This window comes from Terriglobia bacterium (genome assembly GCA_032252755.1).
Taxonomy (GTDB): domain Bacteria; phylum Acidobacteriota; class Terriglobia; order Terriglobales; family Acidobacteriaceae; genus JAVUPY01.
Genome location: JAVUPY010000079.1, coordinates 1 through 18470 on the forward strand (window position 1 = coordinate 1; position 18470 = coordinate 18470).

Here is an 18470-nt window from a genome sequence, read left to right on the forward strand (position 1 = left end):
ACCCCGCACCGCATCGCTCGTGAGCAAATCGCCTGCTCCCGTTCCCGATGCGGAAAACCATACCACCTTGCCTTCGTGCCCGTCGAAACTCCAACTGCATCGTCGCTTCCACGGCCACCGACTCAATCATGCCCGATACGACGCTCTGCATCGCCTCACCTACGTTAATTACCCAAGTGGCCAATATGCGAGCGTCACGCCGTCCAAGTACTACATCTACGACAGCGCGACGATCAATGGTACGGCAATGGCAAATCCGAAGAATCGCTTGGCCGAAGCCTACACGTGTACATCGTGCTCTCCGGCGACCAAGATTACTGACCTCGGGTTCAGCTATTCTGTCCGAGGTGAGGTCACTGACACCTATGAATGGACCACGAATAGTGGCGGCTGGTACCACGTAAGCGGCTCGTACTGGGCAAATGGAGCGCTCAACCAACTAAGTACAAATCTGTCGGGACTGCCGACGATCACCTACGGTGCCGACGGAGAGGGCCGCGTGTCAACAGTCGGCGCATCGTCCGGACAGAATCCCGTCTCAGCTACAAGCTATAACTATGCGAGCCAAGTGACAAACGTAACCCTGGGTTCTGGAGACAGTGACCAGTACACATACGACTCCAACACAGACCGCATGACGCAATATAAGTTCGCTATCGGCGCGACTCCGCAGAACGTGATCGGCAACCTGGGCTGGAATCCGAACGGATCGCTCGGTTCTCTTACCATCACTGATCCTTTTAATGCCGCTAACGATCAGACCTGTAACTACACGCACGATGACCTTTCACGCCTTGCGACTGCGAATTGCGGCTCCATTTGGAACCAAAGTTTCGGGTTTGATCCCTTTGGCAACATCAGCAAAACAGGAACACAAAGTTTTACACCGACCTACAGCAACTTGACGAATCAGATCAACGGCGGCGGCTACTCTCAGAGCTACGATGCGAATGGCAATCTGAAGACAATCAATGACGGGACAAACCACACTTATTCTTGGGATGCGGAAGGCAAGCAGATAGGCATTGATACCGTGACTGCAAGCTACGATGCGTTGGGGCGTATGGTTGAGGTAAACAACTCCGGAACGTTTACACAGACCGTTTACGGGTTAGGGAGCGAAAAACTGGCTTTAATGAACGGGCAGACGATGCAGAAATCCTTCGTTGCTTTGCCTTCAGGTACAGCGGTCTACACCGCTTCTGGGCTCACTTACTACCGCCATTCGGACTGGCTAGGTAGTTCGCGGTTTGCATCAACGACGTCCCAAACAATGTACTCCAGTTCGGCTTACGCGCCTTATGGAGAACAGTATGCCGGTGCTGGGAGCAACGATCAGAACTTCACGGGGCAACAGCAAGACACAACCTCAGGTCTTTACGATTTCATGTTCCGACGGCTGGGTCAGATACAAGGAAGGTGGATCTCCCCCGACCCCGGCGGGCTCGGTGTCGTGAATCCGGCAAATCCGCAGACCTGGAACCGATATGCGTATGTGTCGAATAATCCCATGAGCTTTACTGATCCTTATGGATTACAGATGGGCTATACCTGCCCACAGGACCAGACGGGCGAGGATGGCACTGGTTGTGAAAGTGGTGGTGGTGGCGGCGGCGGTGGTGGTGGCTTCTGCGACGCAAGCGGCGATTGCGGTGCAGGGACAGGGGTAGACGGCTGGGGAAATACAGGCGTTAGCGGAGTCCCTTGGAACTGGCAGCCAGGCTATGCAGGCGTTCTCATGTCTCCTCTTGGGCTGATACATTCGGCTGAACTGCAATACCTCATGAGTACGCCCGCCTTCTATATCGACATTACGACATATTACGCAAATGGAAACGTAGGGCAATCTATTAACTTGTTCGAAGGCTACGATAGCTATGGACTTGCTCCGATCGCGTTTACCCAGAGCTACACGATAGATCTGACGGGCCCTTCGAACTATGGGAACGCCACAAAAAACGGTCGAACACCAGGGACCAACGGGCAGCAGCACAGCGCCACCCCGCAACCCGAGCACTTTTGGCAGAAGCCCGGCTGCAGTGAGGCGCTAGGCGGACTTGCGGTCGGGGCTGTGGGGACTGCGATTACTGTTGGTGCGATTGTGGCTTCATTCTATCTTGGACCAGAGCTATACGAAGGTGTTGAAGGACTCGGCACGATAGCTCATATCGGCCCTATTGGTGCTCCTGGATTAGTTCTGCTGGGACAGAGTGGGTTCATGGTCGCAGACAAGTGCTTCTGATTCCGAACGGTGCTTATAGTCAGGGTATTTTGGGGGGGGAGGACGAAGTGGTGCCAGAATTCAGAGTAGATAGAAATCTTTTGAACAAGGAACGAGAATTGAGCCGTCGACTGTTATCGTGGGGATTAGTGGCCCTACTGTTTGCGATAACTGTATTGCTCTTCTGTCTCGGAATTTCTGGGTACCTCAGCTCCCATTCTGCTCTCCGTTTCTTATTCGTCTTTACTCTCCTAGCGGCGGTTGTCGCCGCCTCTATCCTGGCATCCGGTGAAGCCTTACGTATTGCGGAGCGGCAGATGGTGTTTGCGCTGGACGAGGAAGGAATCACCCGAAGAAGAAAAGGATGGCCGGATGTGACGATCGCATTTTCTGAAATTGATACATTGCGAGAGGAACTTAGATGGCTGGTTATCTACGGTGGCCCCACCCGTAAGAAGATCGCGATACCAAAGAATATTTCAGGGTACGAAAAGATTCGTGCCGAACTTGCCAGACGCCATCCTCTGTCCGTCCCCGCAGAAATTCCATTGAGCAATGTTGCGCTGTCTGCTATTGCGGTTCTCAGTTGGAGTGGTTTAATCTGGTTTGGAGACGCGAGAATCGCGGTTCCCTGTGGATTTATCGCGCTGGGGTCGCTAGCCATAGGGTCTAGACGCTTGTGGACCTTGCTGCACCTAGGACCGAAACGCGTGCTCATGTGGTTTTGCCTCGCTTCTGCATGGATTTTGGCGATTTTTTTAATTTACATCCGTGCGGTACGACCCTGAGATGTGTGAGCGAAAGGAATCAGAAGACGCACCTGATTATTTGCGCACCGGTTACTCTAGAATCACTCGGAATCAAACTAGACATTACAAGAGTTCTAAAATCGTCCTCTAGGGCCGACCAATCCTCTTGCTTGTTCCAAATCCCAGGCCGACCAATCACCTTGCGCTTCAGAAACTCACAATTCCCTTTCTTGTGGTTGGAACTCTCACAATCTAGGCCTGTGAATTGCGCGGCTTCAGGACAAGGTGTAGTATTCGCGGACATCCAGATTCCATTCTTAGCCCGTCATTCGCGGATCCAGGCCCTAATATCCCGTCCTCCCTGTCGTCGAATCGGTCGTCCAGATATAAAGATGGAGAGTGCTTTATGCCGCATTCGTTGTTTGACCTAACCAATCGGGTGGCTGTCGTGACCGGCGGTAACGGCGGAATTGGCCGGGCAATTGCGCTCGGATTGGCTGAAGCCGGAGCTGCGGTCGCAGTCCTTGGACGAAACGACGAAAAGAACCAGCGAGTGCTTTCTGAAGTGAAGGCAATCGGTGTTCCGTCGATCGCAGTCAGGGTTGATGTGACCAACCGCGCCAGCCTGGAGCCGGCCATGAACAAGGTCGAGAGCGAACTCGGTGGCGTCGACATCCTGGTGAACAATGCAGGCAACGTGTCGCTGAGCGGTGGGGTGTTGCAGGAAAAGCCTGAAGATTGGGACAGCGTTATCGAGACTCAACTCAATGCGGTCTTCCTACTTTCGAAGCTTGCCGCGAGATCGATGCTGGGTCGTAAACGTGGAAAGATCATCAACATTGGCAGCATGTATTCGTTCTTTGGGTCTGGGCTCATCCCCTCTTACAGCGCGGCAAAAGGAGCGATCGTCCAATTGACCAAGTCAATGGCGATTGAACTCGCTCCTCACAACATTCAAGTCAATGCCATCGCTCCCGGGTGGATCGAAACAGAAATGACGGCGCCCGTACATACGATGCCGTTGAACGACGAGATTCTTGCGCGTACCCCCGCCGGTCGATGGGGTCAACCGGAAGAGATAGCCGGAACAGCTGTGTACTTGGCCTCGCGAGCTTCGGACTTTGTTACCGGCGCCACGATTCGCGTCGACGGTGGCTATGCAATCCGTTGACACTCTGAGCGGAGTGGTTTAAGAAAAGGATTTTAAGCCGACAGCGGCGAGCAAAATAGCACGGCTCAAGGGATTGTTCGCTACTCTGGGTGTCGATCTTCTCACCACAACCTCCTTACTTTGGCGCCACCTGCCGACTTCCCCCATCACTTAGCGTTTGTCAGCCAGTGCATGATGTTGAGCAAAAACTGATAATTCTGCTTTGCGATCTCCGAGTTCATGCCCATCTTACGTTTCTGTGGTCCGGCGACTTGCGCGGTGAACATGGCTGCCTCACCAAACACGGCCACTCGTCCCTTTCCGACTTTCACCACGGCGCCCTGGCACCACCCGGTGATCGGAATCCTCGGAGTCTCCGGCGTAAATTGCCATGCGACTTCCGGCGTCGCCGAGACGTATCCCTCCGGGAAGACGAGGACTGGTTCTACGTTCGGGCCCGGATAGAACGCCGAACCTGTGAATGTCACCACGGAATCGACTTTCTCCTCGGGGGAACGTCCTTCGGTCCATGGACCGGGTTTCAGTCCTGTCTCCGGTGTAAAAGTAATCGGGCCCGCATTCTTTCCGTCGCGCGGCATCGCGAAGCCGTTGCTGAACTCGACTCCGAAAGCGCGGGCAAGGTCGCCTGCAGCGCCAGGAAACGGCATGTGGTCGACGATCAGGAACAATGCTCCACCGTTCTCCACATATTTCTTTACCTCAACGATCTCCGCCGAAGTGAAGGCCGGAGGCGTTGGGAGTGCCCATTCGCCTTCGGCATTAATCTCGTTCAGTGCGTTGGCGATGACCAGCACATCGGCCGAGTTCAGAGAATTTGCGGTGAAGGACGCGTCACTGCCCGTGACGCGGTACCCATCGCGCCGAAGTAGCTCGGCGAACGGCTTATACCTTTCATCGACAGTGTGGAAGTTATGATGTCCGCCATCGATTACCACGCGGGGCCCCTGGTTCTGCGCATAAGCAGGTTTAGGGATGGGAGGCTTGTAACTTAGATCAGGAAGCTGCTGTGCGACTGCACAGCTAGCTATAAGCAGGACGAACGCGATTAGGAATACGCCGCGATACTTCATAAAAACCACCTCCGGCGGACTTGGTGGCTAATGTCAAACTCCGTGCTTCAAATTGAACTATTCTGAGTGGCTTCGCAAGCCGAAAAGCGGGAGAGCTCTAAAATCGTCTGCTAAGGCCGACCAATTCATCAATTCAGCGCGAGGGTTCAATCCGATTGCCGAGTTCCGAGTAGCTTTGCTATCTTTTTCGCCCACCATGAAATCGTTAAAAATCTTTTGCCTCTTCGTATTCGCATTCCTGTCGATTGCCTGTTTCGCGCAGCAGAAGTTCAACCTTGAACAGGTGATGAGCGCGCCTTTCCCTGACAACCTTTCTGTCGCCAAGGACAGCGGGCGCATGGCATGGGTCTTCAACGCCAAGGGAGTGCGCAACGTCTGGATTGCCGACGCGCCCGATTTCAAGGCGCGGCCGGTCACGCACTATGACGTCGATGGTGTGCCCATCGCCAGTCTCCGGCTCACGCCCGACGGCAAGACCGTCGTGTATGCCCGCGGCAGTGAGACCAACCACCAGGGTGAGGTCGCAGCCCCGCAGCACTTCACTGTCAAGCCGGAGCAGCAGGTTTGGGCCGTTGATGTCGACGGGAACAGCACTCCCCGTCTGCTCGGCTTGATGAACTGCGACGATGAGGGGTGCGAAGACATCCAGATTTCTCCCGATGGCAAGTGGGCCGTCTGGGCGGCGCGCAAAAACCTTTGGCTGGCGCCGATCGCGGCCGGAGCGAGCGCGCAAACTTCCAATCCCGACGCTGCCGCACAATCAGATAAAGTCGCCGCGAACGGCCCGGCGAAGCAACTGGCCTACCTTCGCGGCAACAATTACGACCCGCACTGGTCGCCTGATTCGCGGCGAATCGCATTCACCAGTTCGCGCGGCGATCACAGCTTTATCGCCATCTATACCCTGGGCAGCGACAAAGTCCAATACATGGCCCCGGCGCCGGACCGCGACCGCTTGGCCCGCTGGTCGCCTGGTGGCAACCGCATCGCCTACATCAGGTTGCATGGCGCCGAGCAGCGCGTGCCGCTTATTCCGGAGCGCAGCAATCCATGGTCGATCTGGGTCGGCGATCCCGATACCGGCGCGGCGAAAGAGATCTGGCACAGCAGCACCGATCTGAACGGCAGTCTGCCGGGAATGATCGAGGACGATGCGTTCCATTTCGCAGGCGATCGCATTACCTTCGCCAGCGAAATGGATGGACGTGGTCACCTCTATTCGATTGCCGTCACTGGTGGTCAGCCGACGCTGCTTACGCCTGGCGATTTCGATGTCGAAGATATCGCCGAGAGCCAAGATCAAAAAACACTGATCTACACCTCGAACCAGAATGACATCGACCGCCGCCACATATGGCGGGTGCCCATCACCGGCGGCACACCCGAGGCGGTCACGCGAGGCGAGAAGATCGAGTGGTCGCCGCTACAGATGAGCGATGGCACACTTGTGTTCTTCCAATCCAGCGCGACGCAGGTCGGCATGCCGATGTATCTCGGCAAGTCGGGTCCGCAAATGATCGCGCGTGAAGCCATCCCCGCAGACTGGCCGGGCTCACAACTGGTCACGCCGCAGCAAGTGATTTTCAAATCGACCGACGGCCTTGAAATCCACGGCCAACTCTTCATTCCGCGCGAGAAGAAACAGGGCATGCCAGGAATCATCTTTACGCACGGCGGCTCACGTCGCCAGATGATGCTCGGCTTCCACAACATGAACTACTATTCGAACGCCTACGCCGAGAACCAGTATCTGTGCTCGCTCGGTTATGTCGTTCTGAGCGTCAACTACCGCACCGGCATCATGTACGGACGCGCCTTCCGCGAGGCGCCGCACACGGGCATGCGCGGCGGAATGGAGTACCAGGATGTGCTCGCCGGTGGACGTTACCTGCAATCTCTGCCCTACGTCGACAAGAATAAGATTGGACTCTGGGGCGGTTCCTACGGCGGATATCTCACGGCCATGGGTTTGTCGCGTAATTCCGACTTGTTCAAGGCCGGCGTGGACCTTCACGGCGTCCACGACTGGTGGCCTGAAGAGCGCATGTGGAACCCCACCCTTGGCGATAACGCGCCAGACCTCGAGCAGGCGCAAAAGCTGGCGTGGGAGTCGTCTCCTAATTCCACGATCGACAAGTGGACCAGCCCGGTGCTTCTCATCCAGGGCGATGACGATCGCAACGTGCCTTTCACGCAGACCGTGGACCTGGCACAACTGTTGCGCGATCATCACATCCCGTTCGAGTACCTGGTCTTTCCCGACGAAATCCACGACTTCCTGAAATGGGGCAGTTGGATGCACGCCTATTCGGCCGGCGCGGATTTCTTCAATCGCGTGCTGGTAAAGGGCGAGAAGATCGGAGTGCCGAATTAGTGGTCGTGACAGAACAGACGGGTGAGCGGTTAGGCTGAAATGCTCGCGATGTGACAGGGCTACTCATGGTGAGTAGCCCTTTACAGACCACCAAGCTCTCCTTAGCCACAAACGCACGTGAGCTATGTCACTTACAGTCATTTGACCGTTCCGCAAGAATGCTGGCTCACAACCAGGTACTGACAACTATAGAAGTGAGGCGGACCAATGACTCAAGACAAGAAGAAAGTAGTCGGGTGCATTGCACCGGCCGCGGGCCCGCTGATTCCGAAGCCAGCGGAGAACGCGGGGCAAGCAACCAGCACTGGAGAGGAGAAGAAGATGAGTGTTACAGTTGGAAAGCAGGCGCCCGATTTCGAGGCAGCGGCCTTTCACAAGGGCGAGTTCAAGAACGTAAAGCTGTCTGACTATCACGGAAAGTGGATACTCCTCTGCTTCTATCCAGGCGATTTCACCTTTGTTTGACCGACCGAACTGTCTGCGGTCGCAGACAAGGCTGGTGACTTCAGGAAGTTGGGCGTGCAAGTGCTCGCATGCAGCACGGACAGCCGCTTCGTACACAAAATCTGGCAGGAAGAAGAACTCTGCAAGATGATCGACGGGGGCTTCCCGTTCCCGATGCTCTCCGACGCTGGTGGCAAAATTGGATCCGTCTATGGTGTTTTCGATGAGGCTGGCGGAGTCGATGTTCGTGGCCGCTTCCTTATCGACCCGGATGGCGTGATCCAGGCGATTGAATTTCTCACCCCTCCAGTCGGCCGCAAAGTTGCCGAAGCGATTCGACAAATCCAGGCTTTCCAGCTTGTACGCAAGACCCAAGGTGCTGAGGCCTGTCCGGCAGGCTGGGAGCCCGGAAAGCCGACGCTCAAAGTTGGCCCCGAACTGGTGGGCAAGGTCTGGGAAGTTTGGAAGCCGAACGAATAGAGATCTGAAGGGTCAGAGGCGTATACAATGGCGAGAGAGCGCCACCCGCGTGCGACTCTCGCCTTCCCAGTTTCTTTGCTTTCCTTTGTGGTCGCTGATATCCGCGGCCGGCTCATCACCCCACCCAAAGTAAATGATAGGGAACGTTACTCCTCAATGCTTTCTTACAGCCGTTTAACCCGGAGGGTAAGCCTTTTGTGACTCCGCTCTCACGTCATCCGGGCAACCATCCGCAGCTCTGCGGCTTCTCTAAAAGATTCCGGACCAATGGCCTACTCACAAAAGAAACTCTGGTTGCACACGATGCTGAATGGTGATGCACGGGCGCCAGCGAGCGGAGCGTAATTGCGTTGGATGAAGAAACGGACTGCAGCCCTTATTATTCTGGTCGCGACCTGCTTTGCGTTGATTAGCAGTCCGGCGTATGGACAGCTACGCTGGCCTGACCCTCCCAGGGAAACTCCGATGCGAGTGCGTCTCGTTGCCATTGCGCTCTCAGATCCGCGGTCTTCTTTCTTCTCGAGCCATGAGGTCTTCGTTGCCGAAAGAAAGATCGCTGGCGAGGAGTGGAGCCTCATCAAGTTGGTCTTCACATTCCTTCCGTACCAGCCGCGCTTGTCGGAATCGGGATTCGACTACTCGGTGGTTCACCAACTCAGCGCCACGCGCGACCCGAATTGTGATCAAACCGTCGCGGATCTCACAGCGCGCGACCTGACGACCCGTCACGAGCCTCTAATCTATGCCAGCCATGTCCCCGAGGAGGACCTTGATCGCCGACGTATCCCTCTGCCCTGCTACGAAACCAGCGCCGACGAGTACATGAAAGCCACCCTCGATCCACTCGCTCCACCACCGGCACTACCCGACCCCGCACTGAAACATCGCTGGGACCCCCATCCGAATCCAAGCGGCTCCTCGTCCGATCCCCATTGAAAATCGTTTCCAGCTGCCGCCTCAGTAAAAACCTAATCAGTAAAGATGAATTGGCGTTCAGTAGATAGGCGCTGGTTTTGGCGTACTCCGGTATTTATCATGGAGTGCTCGGGAGCCAACCATGAACGCCAGTTCTTCCGATTTCTCCACCATCGACGCAATCATCCACGCAATGTACGACGTTTTATCCGGACCCGCGGGTCAACCACGCGATTGGGAGCGTTTGCGCGCGATCTACCATCCGGGAGCGCATTTGACGCCCGTCGTATCCATAGAAGGGCAGCCCGCTCGCGCGCGTCTCCTCAGTCCAGAGGATTACATCCGCCGCGTTGAGCCGATCTTCGCCGTTGAAAATTTCTGGGAACGCGAATCAAGGCGTGAATGCGAAACTTTCGGACGGGTCGCGCACGTGCTCAGCTATTACGACTCGTTCCGCGATCCGAACGGTACTCCGTTCGAGTCCGGCGTGAACAGCGTACAACTATTCAACGACGGAGTACGCTGGTGGATCCTCAGCGTCGTCTGGAATACCGCGCGTTCCGCCTGACCCGAGTTGCGTATCCGGCGAGAAATCACTGGGATCGCCTGGCCTGCTGTTGCTTCTTTAACTCTTCCTCGAACTCGCGCTGCGATCGCTCGACATAGGCTTGGAATTCGCCGGGAACGATAAACGGATTCTGTTTCGGGTGAACCGCGAGCGCATCACGTTTCTGCGTCAGGTGGAAGAAGGAACCATGCGACGCAAGGAATACATCGGCGGGAAGAGTTCTCAAGTAAGCGAACGTGTGTCGGTAGTCCCGGACAATGTTTGGATAGTTCGGGTTGTTGACAAGCTTGTAGCCGGGCACACTCGTACTGCAGAGGAATACCACGTTGTACCGGCGACCGTTTTCCTCGGCTTCGGTAGTCCAGGTGGTGCAGCCCTTCGTGTGTCCGGGTGTGAGGTGCGCGATCATGGTTACGCTGCCTGTTGAGACGCTCTCGCCGTCTCCGATGATCCTGTCGGGTTGTAGTGGCGGAAACGTCAGCTTGTCGCCCCATGCAAAATCGCCCCGTTCCCCGCGAGCGATCAGTGCACCATCTTCTCGGCTCGCGACGAACTGTGCTCCAGTCCATTGCTTCAGTTGCGCAAGTCCGGCGGCGTGATCGAAATGCGCGTGGCTATTGATCAGGTATTTCACATCACCGAGCCTGAATCCGAGTTTACGGATGTTGTCGCGAATCATAGGTGCGGTTTCCGGGAAGCCCCCGTCCAGCAGCATGTGGCCTTGAGGGCTAGTGATCAGGAATGATGTTACGTCGCTGGCTCCAACGTAATAGATGTTCCCAATGATTCGAAACGGTTCGACCGGTTGATTCCACGAGCGCCACTCCGGATTCGATTGGCCGAACATGGAGATGGACAACAGAAGCGTGACCACGCAGAGGACGGACTTCATGTTGGACGGGAGAAATCCTGAGAGCTAGAGGAGTGTACAGGAAGAACGGGCAAATGGAAAAGCGACAAGAAAGCCAAGGAGCGACGTGAAGTGCTTTCGCGTCGCCCGATGTTCGTTCAATTAGCTCGCCGCCAGCATTCTTTCCTGCGCCAGCGAATTCAGAGCCGCGAGCACGGCCTTCTCGCCATCTCGCGAATCGAGCGCTACGTCGACTGCCGGATGCTTGCCGCTAGCGTGAAGAACCATGACCTGCGGATGTCCACTCGACTTCTTCGCCAGGTATGGCAGGTGATGGCGGTCATCCTTCGTCAGCGTGTGTCCCAGGACAACGACGTCGTAGCTACCCTTGCGAAGCGCCTGCTCGGCGGCTGCCCGGCCCTGAATGCATTCCACAGCATACCCAGCCCGTTCAAAAGTCTTCGACTGGGCCGCCAGGACAGCGGCATCATTTTCGCAATACAACATTGTCCCTTGTGACGGCCGAGCCACTTTCTCCGACTTCGGTGCAATCTTCATCTGGGAACTCCTTCCCGGCCACACGGTACATCGGAAATGCCATGTTTCAGCCCTGCCGAAGGTGCAGTTACCGCTCAGATTGCCAGCCGAAAGTACATGCTCCAGGACACGACGACCTTCCGTAATAGGCCTGTTTTGGCCGTCAAACCCCGGATCGGGATCTCAGCAACTCCGGCGCGCCAACCCACCCGTGACTCTGAAACCCGCATCTTAGTGCCAGTGAACCTGAAGCGATCGGCGCCGCAACCCGCTCTTGGCTCCGAACCGCAGGCGGAAACTATCGACGCCCGCGTGCAGGAGAAGGCGAAGAAGATTCCGCGCCGCCACAGCCGTCATCTCTCTATCCGTAGCCTTCTAAAGCCGCACTGGGCCGCTCTCTCCGTCGGACTGCTGGCCGTTGCGGGCGAATCCGCAGCCAATCTGCTGCAACCCTGGCCTCTCAAGATCGTCCTCGATGATGTGCTGCGCTCCAAGGGCAGTCATCCGGGGTTTATGCGCTGGATCGAATCCATTGTCGGCAACGGCAAATTGGCAATCCTGGAATTTGCCTGTGCCGCCGTTCTGGCCATCGCTGTGCTCGACGCCATCTGCACCTATACCGAGAAGTACCTCACCACCAGCGTCGGTCAGTGGATCACCTACGACCTGCGCCGCACCATCTACTCGCATATCCAGCGCCTCTCGCTCGCCTTTCACGACCAGAAGCGCACCGGCGACCTCATTACCCGCGTCACCGACGACATCGACGCTATCCAAACTTTCATCACCTCCGGCTTGCTCGGCCTCTTCATCAACGTTCTCACGCTCGTCGGAATGATCGGGGTGATGTTTTACCTCAACTGGCGCTTCACGCTGATCGCACTTTCCGTTGCGCCTGTGCTCTTCCTTATCGTTTTCATTTACACGCGTCGCATCAAGAAGGCCTCGCGTGCCGTGCGTCGCAAGGAGGGTGAAATCGCGTCCGATGTAGAAGAAGTGCTCTCGGCCATGCGCGTCGTAAAAGCTTTCGCGCGTGAAGACTACGAAGTGAAGCGCCTCGAGGAACAGAGCATCGAGCAGGTTGAGATCGCCTTGCGCGCACGCAGCCTGAAAGCCAAGCTGAACCCGATCGTCAATGTTGTCGTCGCGGTAGGAACATGCATGGTGCTCTGGTTTGGCGCCCACTATGTACTCGCAGGCACGCTAAGCGCCGGTTCGCTCGTCGTTTTCATTCTGTATCTCGGCAAAATGTACAAGCCGATGCAGGAGCTTTCCAAACTCACGGACACCTACACCAAGGCAGCCGTCGGATACGAGCGAGTGCAGGAAGTGCTCGAGGTTGAGGACACGGTGAAGGACGTTCGCGGCGCCCGTCGCGCACCGCGCTTCCGCGGTGAAATCGAATTCGACCATGTCTCGTTTGGCTATGGCAAAGACGATCTTGTGCTCAACGACGTCAGCCTGAACATCATGCCCGGCCAGCTTGCAGCCCTCATCGGCCCCACCGGGGCAGGGAAGACCAGCATCATCAGCTTGATTGCACGCTTCTACGAGCCCGTCTCCGGAGTCATAAAAATCGACGGAACGGATGTCCGTCAATTCCGTCAGAAGTCGTTGCGCGAACAGATCAGCTTTGTGCTTCAGGACACGACGCTTTTCCGCGCGCCCATCTGGCAGAACATCGCCTACGGCAAGCCAGGCGCCACCCGCAATGAGATTGTCCGTGCAGCCGAGATGGCCAATGCCGCCGAGTTTATCGAGAAGATGCCCGATGGCTACGACACGGTTCTCGGCGAGCGCGGAATGACAGTTTCCGGCGGCCAGCGGCAGCGCATCGCCATTGCCCGAGCTGTCATCCGCAACGCACCCATCCTCATTCTCGACGAGCCCAGTTCTGGCCTCGACTCCAGTTCCGAGAAGCAGGTTTTCGAAGCTCTCGATCGCCTGATGAAAGGCCGCACGACCATCGTCATCGCACACCGCCTCTCGACTATTCAGAACGCCGATGTGATCTTCGTGATCAACGAAGGGGAGATTGTCGAGCGCGGCACGCACATTGAGCTGATGCGTCAACGCGGCCTCTATTGCGAACTTCACGACCTGCAATTCAAGTTGGCTTGATCAGAGTTTTGCGATCTGCGCAATGCGATCTTCAACCGCCGCTGAAAATGCGTCCACCTGTGCCGGCGTGTACCCCGCCGCTCGAAACGCATCCCGAATCTGGTTGGGCGAAAGCTGCGAAAGTAGTGAAGCGATCCAACGCACGTCGTCGCGCGGAATGTGCCGTCCTACCCAGCGATGCCGCCACTCCTGCCAGACAAATGGAAACTCGAACAGCGGAAAGTAGTAGATGAAAGAAGGATGCGTAGGGAAGTTGAAATCCACGTAATCCGGTGTGACCTTCGAAATGAACTTGTGCTTTCGATACGCTTCTAGATTGTTTTTTGATGCCGCCTCGCTGTAACTCTTTCCCGAAGTGCCAAACGAAGCGCCAACGTCCGTCACGCCCAAAATCTCCCGTGAAGGATCGCGCTTCTCCTCGTAGATGGCGTTGTTATCTTCCTTCAGGTCCCAGTTGCTCAGCAGCGCCATCATCACGCGAAGGCCGTTGAATTCGCGTGTGCCCTTCACCGGGTTCTTCCGCCAACTCCATCCTTTCAGTTTCTTCTCATCGGCCGGCGTCCGCTGCAGGCGTACCCCGTGAGCCACATCTTCCTTGCTGATGAACTCTTTCCCGCGGTGCTGGCGCTTGTGGCTTCCCGGCAATGGTATCTCCGGGATGTAGTAGTCCTCGTTCGCCGAATACCCGACTGCCCACAGCAGGCGTGACGCCACGACCTCCGCTTGCGACTCCGGCCCCAGCTTCGCTTTCCACTTCTCACCCGTCGCATCGCGAACACTAAATTTCGGACTGGTGCCGCCCTGGTCTTCCTTCAGGTACGTGAACGGGCCCTTCGGTACATCCTGCCTCCCGCCGATCCCGTAGTAGAGGTTCTTCCCCCGGATATTCCCGGGGTCTATCCAGACGACCGCGGTTGCATTTGCGGAGGCCTGTTTCTGTGCGAGGGCCGGGGTTGCGGCCGAGATACTTAGCGCGATAGCGAGTGCAAGGGTCCGTGGAAATCGCATCCGATGCATACCTGAAGGAATTTGTCCTCTCCAGGTGCGGTTGCGGAGAGGCATCTTTGGGGACGACTGCAACAATGTCCTGGCTATTGGAATGCCTTTGTTGCCGGCGGGTGTTGCCTCGGGCCCGCCACTTTGCATCATAACCAGAGCGCATTGAGGAGAAACTTCTGCGTCTGTTCATACAACCCGGCGACGGCGTAGACCCGCTTGTGAAGGCCATCAAGAAGGCCAGGAAATGTATCGATATCGTCATTTTTCGATTCGATCACGACGCCATCGAACGCGCGCTCGTCGATGCCGTCGAGCGCGGAGTCGCCGTCCGCGCCTTAATCGCGTTCACGAATCGTGGCGGCGAAAAGAACCTGCGCAAACTCGAAACTCACTTCCTCGCCAAGGGCATTACGGTTGCGCGTACCGCCGGCGATCTCATCCGCTATCACGGCAAGATGATGATTGTCGATCGCCACGACCTCTACCTGCTGGCGTTTAACTTCACCCATCTCGATATCGACCACAGTCGCAGCTTCGGCCTCGTCACGCGCAACCGTAAACTCGTCCAGCAGGCCATTAATCTCTTCGAAGCCGACTCTCAACGCCAGTCTTACGAGGCCGGCAGCCCGAAATTCCTGGTCAGCCCCTTGAACGCCCGCAAGGAACTCGCGGCATTCATCAAAGGCGCAAAGAAGCAGTTGCTCATTTACGACCCTAAAATCGGCGACCGCTCCATGATCGGGCTTTTGCGGCAGCGCCTCGAAGCCGGAGTCGAGGTTTGCGTCATCGGAAGCTCAAGCGCACGCGGCATCAACGTTCGCCAGTTGGGACGCATGCGCCTGCACGCGCGCGTCATCATCCGCGACCGCAAGGACGCTTTTCTCGGCAGCCAAAGCCTGCGCACCCAGGAACTCGATGCCCGCCGTGAAATCGGACTCATCTTCCGCGACGCCAAGATTGTCAAAACCCTGCGCCGCGAATTTCGTGAAGACTGGAAAGCCTCTGAAGGGCTCGAATCGCAAGAACAGGAAGCCAGGAAACTCCCGGTCGAGAAAGCTGCCAAGAAGGTTGCGAAAGCAGTCGCGGAAAACCTCGCCGTGGATCCGGTCGTGAAAAAAGTTGTAAAAGCGATTAAAAAGAACGGAGCCGGTCGAGTGCCGGCGAAGCAGATCGAAACCAAGGTAAAGGCCGCGGTCAGAGATGTCGTGGGCAAAAAAGTAGAGGAAGCGACTGCAGAAACCGTCCGCGAACTCGCGGATGAAGTCGCGAGCTAACCCCTCATCCCTTCGGTATCCCAACCCGCCGGGCCAAATCTTCAAATCGTGGATCTCCCTGCATTCCCGCGAAGGCGGGATGCACGCGCAGGAAAAGAAGTGCGCCATCGTGCATCGCGTACGCTTTCTCCAGCGACTCCATGGCTTTATCGGCGTCTCCGAGCCGTGCATAATACAACGCTCGAGGTATCTCCTTGAGGGGGTCCGGATTACCTGCGATGCGCTCTACCATAACCTGGTACAGTCCTCGCATTCCCGACTTCGAAAAAGCCGCACGTAGCTGAGACAATTCTTCCGCTGTCGCATTCCTTCGTTTCATCTCTTGTTCTATGAAGTCCAGCGCCTCCGCCCCTCTGCCCGTATACATCAAAAGGCCCGTCTTCACGTTCAGCGCATATTCAAAATTGCTATCCAGTTCCAGGACTTTTTGTACCTGCGCGAACGCCGCGTCGTAGTTTCTGGCGTCCGCGTAGAGTTCGCCTGCCAGCGTAACCAGCGGCAGCCTCAGCGGATCCAACTCCAGGGCGCGTCGGATATGAGGCGCAGCTTGCTGGTGGCGCCCTGAGCAAGTCAGGAACAACGCGTAGTAAAGATGTGCCGAAGTGGAGTTAGCATCCAGTTCCAGGGCCTTCTGAAATTCCGATTCCGCTCCCTTCCAATCCCAGTCGTGGTACAGCTTGGCAATTCCCAGCAGACTGTGTGCACCTGCAAGATTGTTGTCCAACTGGGTCGCGATCGTAGCCTCAGCCTTCGACTTGGCGAGGTTCTCCATCGGGGGAACTCCGGCAACGAACCGCAGCGGCTGACCCAACACAAAGTAAGCGTCTGCCAGCCCCACGTGTGCTTGCGCATATTGAGGATCCAACTCAACTGCCCGTTTGAAGTGCTCGATGGCGCCCTCCACTCCTTCCTTGTCGAATTTCCCCATCAGGTATATTCCGCGCAGGTACTCGTCGCGGGCTGCCGGATTCGCCTCCCGTGGACTTGCAAGCTTCGCCTTCTGTTGTGGAGTCAGCCGTAAATCAATCTGGTTGGCAATGGAAGCTGCAATGTCGCTCTGCAACAGGAGGATGTCTTTCCCGTCCTGCACATAGGTTTGGCCCCACAACTGCCGCTGCGATTTCACGTCCACCAGGTTCGCCGTCACGCGCACCTTGTTGCCATCTCGTCGAAGGCTGCCGTCAAGGATGTAGTCGGCATTCAATTCTCGCCCAATTTCGTCAATCCGTTTAGACGAGTTCTTGTAGCTCATCGCCGAAGTACGGGCGATTACTCCCAGCTGTTGTGGTTGCAGGTTTCCGATCTGCTGGATCAACTCCTCAGTCATTCCGTCGCTGAGATACTCTTCCTGCGGGTCGCCGCTGGCGTTCTTAAACGGCAACACGGCAATCGTGGTGTTTTTTGCCGTGGGAACTCTCACAAATGTGTGAAACACGGCTGCCCCTGCCAGTACGGCCATTACCGCCGTTGTTGAAAACACAAACAGCTTCCTCTTCCAGGCAGGTGGTTCTTTCTCCGGAGAGGGCTGTGGCTTCTCGGGAAGTTCAGGCTCTGGCTTCGGTTGCTCGATCTCAAACAGCGCCCGCTCATATCCAACCTGGAATTCCGACCAGTTAGGCAGCACCGCAGCGTTCAACCGGTATCCATTCTTCGGCACCGTCTGGATGAACGCTTTGTTCTTCTCACCGAAGCCCTGGCGTATTTGCCAGATGGCATTTGTAAGAACCTGCTCGGAGACGAACGTGTCGGGCCACACCGATTTCAGTAACGTGTCTTTACTGAGGACTTCGCCTTGGTGCTCGGCCAGGAACACGAGCACCTGCATCGCCTTCGGTTCGAGGTGGCTTATTGTTGAACCACAGACAATAAGGTTAAGGCTGGGCTGAATCAGCCAATCCTCGATCAGAAAGTCCGACTGCGACAGCGGTTTGGGTGTAATTCCCGAAAATCCGTTTTGCATCGCGTCCATCCCAGACTTCAACCGCGCCGAATTATCTACCTACTGATACGAATTCCTCTGTGATTTCGACGTTAGAAAGTCAGGGCTGTAAGCAGTTAACCAGATCCCATCCTGATGACTTCCTGAGAAATCCCGCTAAGACTCTGAAAACAAATGGCTATCGTTGTCCAGGCGTACCCGCACGAACTTAGGAATTCTCGATTACTCCGTGAGGACTTTTGTCGCTGGCTTGGGCTATCTCTTCTCGCGTAACGAAGGAGTCCCGGAGCAGGTAGCCGGGCCACTCTCGAGGAGGTTGTTATGAAACGCTTGGCTTTGATTGCGGTTGCAATCGCGGTTATGTTGCTTGCTGCTCCGAGTCTCTATGCGCAGGCGGGCACCTTTATCACTGCAAATGTTCCCTTTGATTTCTTCGTTGGGAACGACCGTATGCCCGCTGGAGAATACCGGATCGCCTACTACGGAAACAGCGACAGACTCGTGATCCAGAATCGCACTAGTGGCGACGTCATCACGATTCTCAGCTATCCGGAAGACCGCGATGTCCGCGGCGCGAACCCCCGCCTGATCTTCCACTCCTATTACGGCAAGTCGTTCTTCCTGGTTCGAGTTGCAATGCCGGGAAGCATGATTCAGGAATTGCCGCAGATACACACGGAGCGTGAACTCTCCGCCAAGGCTCTGCCTGAGGAAGTAACTCTCGTGGCACGTGTCTATCGGTAGTCGAAAACCAACCC

At 56.3% G+C, this 18470-nt stretch carries 15 protein-coding genes; 10 read left to right on the forward strand and 5 right to left on the reverse strand.

The annotated features are described in order from the left end of the window. From ROO76_19670 to ROO76_19680, 3 genes are all read left to right on the forward strand, one after another. On the forward strand, nucleotides 1-2242 hold a 2242-nt coding region (locus tag ROO76_19670), incomplete at its 5' end, for an RHS repeat-associated core domain-containing protein (protein MDT8070390.1). A 50-nt stretch (nucleotides 2243-2292) separates the two neighbouring features. Beyond that, complete coding sequence (locus ROO76_19675) at nucleotides 2293-3009, forward strand: hypothetical protein (GenBank protein ID MDT8070391.1); 717 nt, start codon at nucleotides 2293-2295, stop codon at nucleotides 3007-3009. A 367-nt stretch (nucleotides 3010-3376) separates the two neighbouring features. Beyond that, nucleotides 3377-4141: a glucose 1-dehydrogenase gene (locus ROO76_19680; GenBank protein MDT8070392.1), complete on the forward strand. Its 765-nt coding sequence runs from the start codon at nucleotides 3377-3379 to the stop codon at nucleotides 4139-4141. A 146-nt stretch (nucleotides 4142-4287) separates the two neighbouring features. Here ROO76_19680 and ROO76_19685 read toward each other — a convergent pair whose 3' ends face one another. After that, on the reverse strand, nucleotides 4288-5211 hold the full coding sequence (locus ROO76_19685) for a DUF4350 domain-containing protein (protein MDT8070393.1): 924 nt from the start codon (nucleotides 5209-5211) through the stop codon (nucleotides 4288-4290). A gap of 196 nt (nucleotides 5212-5407) precedes the next feature. Between ROO76_19685 and ROO76_19690 the strand changes: the two genes are divergently transcribed. The 4 genes from ROO76_19690 to ROO76_19705 all read left to right on the forward strand — a co-directional run bounded on the left by ROO76_19690 (nucleotide 5408) and on the right by ROO76_19705 (nucleotide 9992). Next, complete coding sequence (locus ROO76_19690) at nucleotides 5408-7585, forward strand: prolyl oligopeptidase family serine peptidase (GenBank protein MDT8070394.1); 2178 nt, start codon at nucleotides 5408-5410, stop codon at nucleotides 7583-7585. A gap of 207 nt (nucleotides 7586-7792) precedes the next feature. Then, the gene (prxU, locus tag ROO76_19695; GenBank protein MDT8070395.1) at nucleotides 7793-8509 is read left to right on the forward strand and encodes a thioredoxin-dependent peroxiredoxin; all 717 of its coding nucleotides are present in this window, start codon (nucleotides 7793-7795) and stop codon (nucleotides 8507-8509) included. A gap of 465 nt (nucleotides 8510-8974) precedes the next feature. Next, nucleotides 8975-9445: a hypothetical protein gene (locus tag ROO76_19700; GenBank protein MDT8070396.1), complete on the forward strand. Its 471-nt coding sequence runs from the start codon at nucleotides 8975-8977 to the stop codon at nucleotides 9443-9445. 121 nt (nucleotides 9446-9566) lie between these two features. Next, nucleotides 9567-9992, forward strand: a complete 426-nt coding sequence (locus ROO76_19705; protein ID MDT8070397.1) for a hypothetical protein — start codon at nucleotides 9567-9569, stop codon at nucleotides 9990-9992. 25 nt (nucleotides 9993-10017) lie between these two features. Here the strand turns inward: ROO76_19705 and bla are convergent, their stop codons facing one another. Both bla and ROO76_19715 read right to left on the reverse strand, forming a co-directional pair. Further along, nucleotides 10018-10884, reverse strand: coding sequence for a subclass B3 metallo-beta-lactamase (gene bla, locus ROO76_19710; GenBank protein MDT8070398.1), 867 nt, complete (start codon nucleotides 10882-10884; stop codon nucleotides 10018-10020). A gap of 120 nt (nucleotides 10885-11004) precedes the next feature. Then, on the reverse strand, nucleotides 11005-11400 hold the full coding sequence (locus ROO76_19715; protein MDT8070399.1) for a hypothetical protein: 396 nt from the start codon (nucleotides 11398-11400) through the stop codon (nucleotides 11005-11007). Nucleotides 11401-11436: 36 nt separating this feature from the next. On the opposite strand from ROO76_19715, the gene ROO76_19720 reads away from it, so the two are divergent. After that, nucleotides 11437-13500, forward strand: coding sequence for an ABC transporter ATP-binding protein (locus ROO76_19720; GenBank protein ID MDT8070400.1), 2064 nt, complete (start codon nucleotides 11437-11439; stop codon nucleotides 13498-13500). Here the strand turns inward: ROO76_19720 and ROO76_19725 are convergent, their stop codons facing one another. Further along, complete coding sequence (locus tag ROO76_19725; protein MDT8070401.1) at nucleotides 13501-14508, reverse strand: hypothetical protein; 1008 nt, start codon at nucleotides 14506-14508, stop codon at nucleotides 13501-13503. Nucleotides 14509-14717: 209 nt separating this feature from the next. Between ROO76_19725 and ROO76_19730 the strand changes: the two genes are divergently transcribed. Further along, entirely contained in the window at nucleotides 14718-15773 is a 1056-nt protein-coding gene (locus ROO76_19730) for a phospholipase D-like domain-containing protein (protein MDT8070402.1), read from the forward strand. A 4-nt stretch (nucleotides 15774-15777) separates the two neighbouring features. Here the strand turns inward: ROO76_19730 and ROO76_19735 are convergent, their stop codons facing one another. After that, the gene (locus ROO76_19735; GenBank protein MDT8070403.1) at nucleotides 15778-17742 is read right to left on the reverse strand and encodes a winged helix-turn-helix domain-containing protein; all 1965 of its coding nucleotides are present in this window, start codon (nucleotides 17740-17742) and stop codon (nucleotides 15778-15780) included. Nucleotides 17743-18033: 291 nt separating this feature from the next. Between ROO76_19735 and ROO76_19740 the strand changes: the two genes are divergently transcribed. Beyond that, nucleotides 18034-18456 carry a hypothetical protein gene (locus tag ROO76_19740; GenBank protein MDT8070404.1) on the forward strand — a complete coding sequence of 141 codons (423 nt, stop codon included), beginning with the start codon at nucleotides 18034-18036 and terminating at the stop codon, nucleotides 18454-18456. Nucleotides 18457-18470 lie beyond the last annotated feature (14 nt).

Coding starts and splice junctions, on each gene's coding strand:
- ROO76_19680 (MDT8070392.1), top strand. CDS start 3,377: ATGCCGCATTCGTTGTTTGACCTAACCAATCGGGTGGCTGTCGTGACC.
- ROO76_19685 (MDT8070393.1), bottom strand. CDS start 5,211: ATGAAGTATCGCGGCGTATTCCTAATCGCGTTCGTCCTGCTTATAGCT.
- ROO76_19690 (MDT8070394.1), top strand. CDS start 5,408: ATGAAATCGTTAAAAATCTTTTGCCTCTTCGTATTCGCATTCCTGTCG.
- ROO76_19700 (MDT8070396.1), top strand. CDS start 8,975: ATGCGAGTGCGTCTCGTTGCCATTGCGCTCTCAGATCCGCGGTCTTCT.
- ROO76_19705 (MDT8070397.1), top strand. CDS start 9,567: ATGAACGCCAGTTCTTCCGATTTCTCCACCATCGACGCAATCATCCAC.
- bla (MDT8070398.1), bottom strand. CDS start 10,884: ATGAAGTCCGTCCTCTGCGTGGTCACGCTTCTGTTGTCCATCTCCATG.
- ROO76_19715 (MDT8070399.1), bottom strand. CDS start 11,400: ATGAAGATTGCACCGAAGTCGGAGAAAGTGGCTCGGCCGTCACAAGGG.
- ROO76_19720 (MDT8070400.1), top strand. CDS start 11,437: ATGCCATGTTTCAGCCCTGCCGAAGGTGCAGTTACCGCTCAGATTGCC.
- ROO76_19725 (MDT8070401.1), bottom strand. CDS start 14,508: ATGCGATTTCCACGGACCCTTGCACTCGCTATCGCGCTAAGTATCTCG.
- ROO76_19735 (MDT8070403.1), bottom strand. CDS start 17,742: ATGGACGCGATGCAAAACGGATTTTCGGGAATTACACCCAAACCGCTG.
- ROO76_19740 (MDT8070404.1), top strand. CDS start 18,034: ATGAAACGCTTGGCTTTGATTGCGGTTGCAATCGCGGTTATGTTGCTT.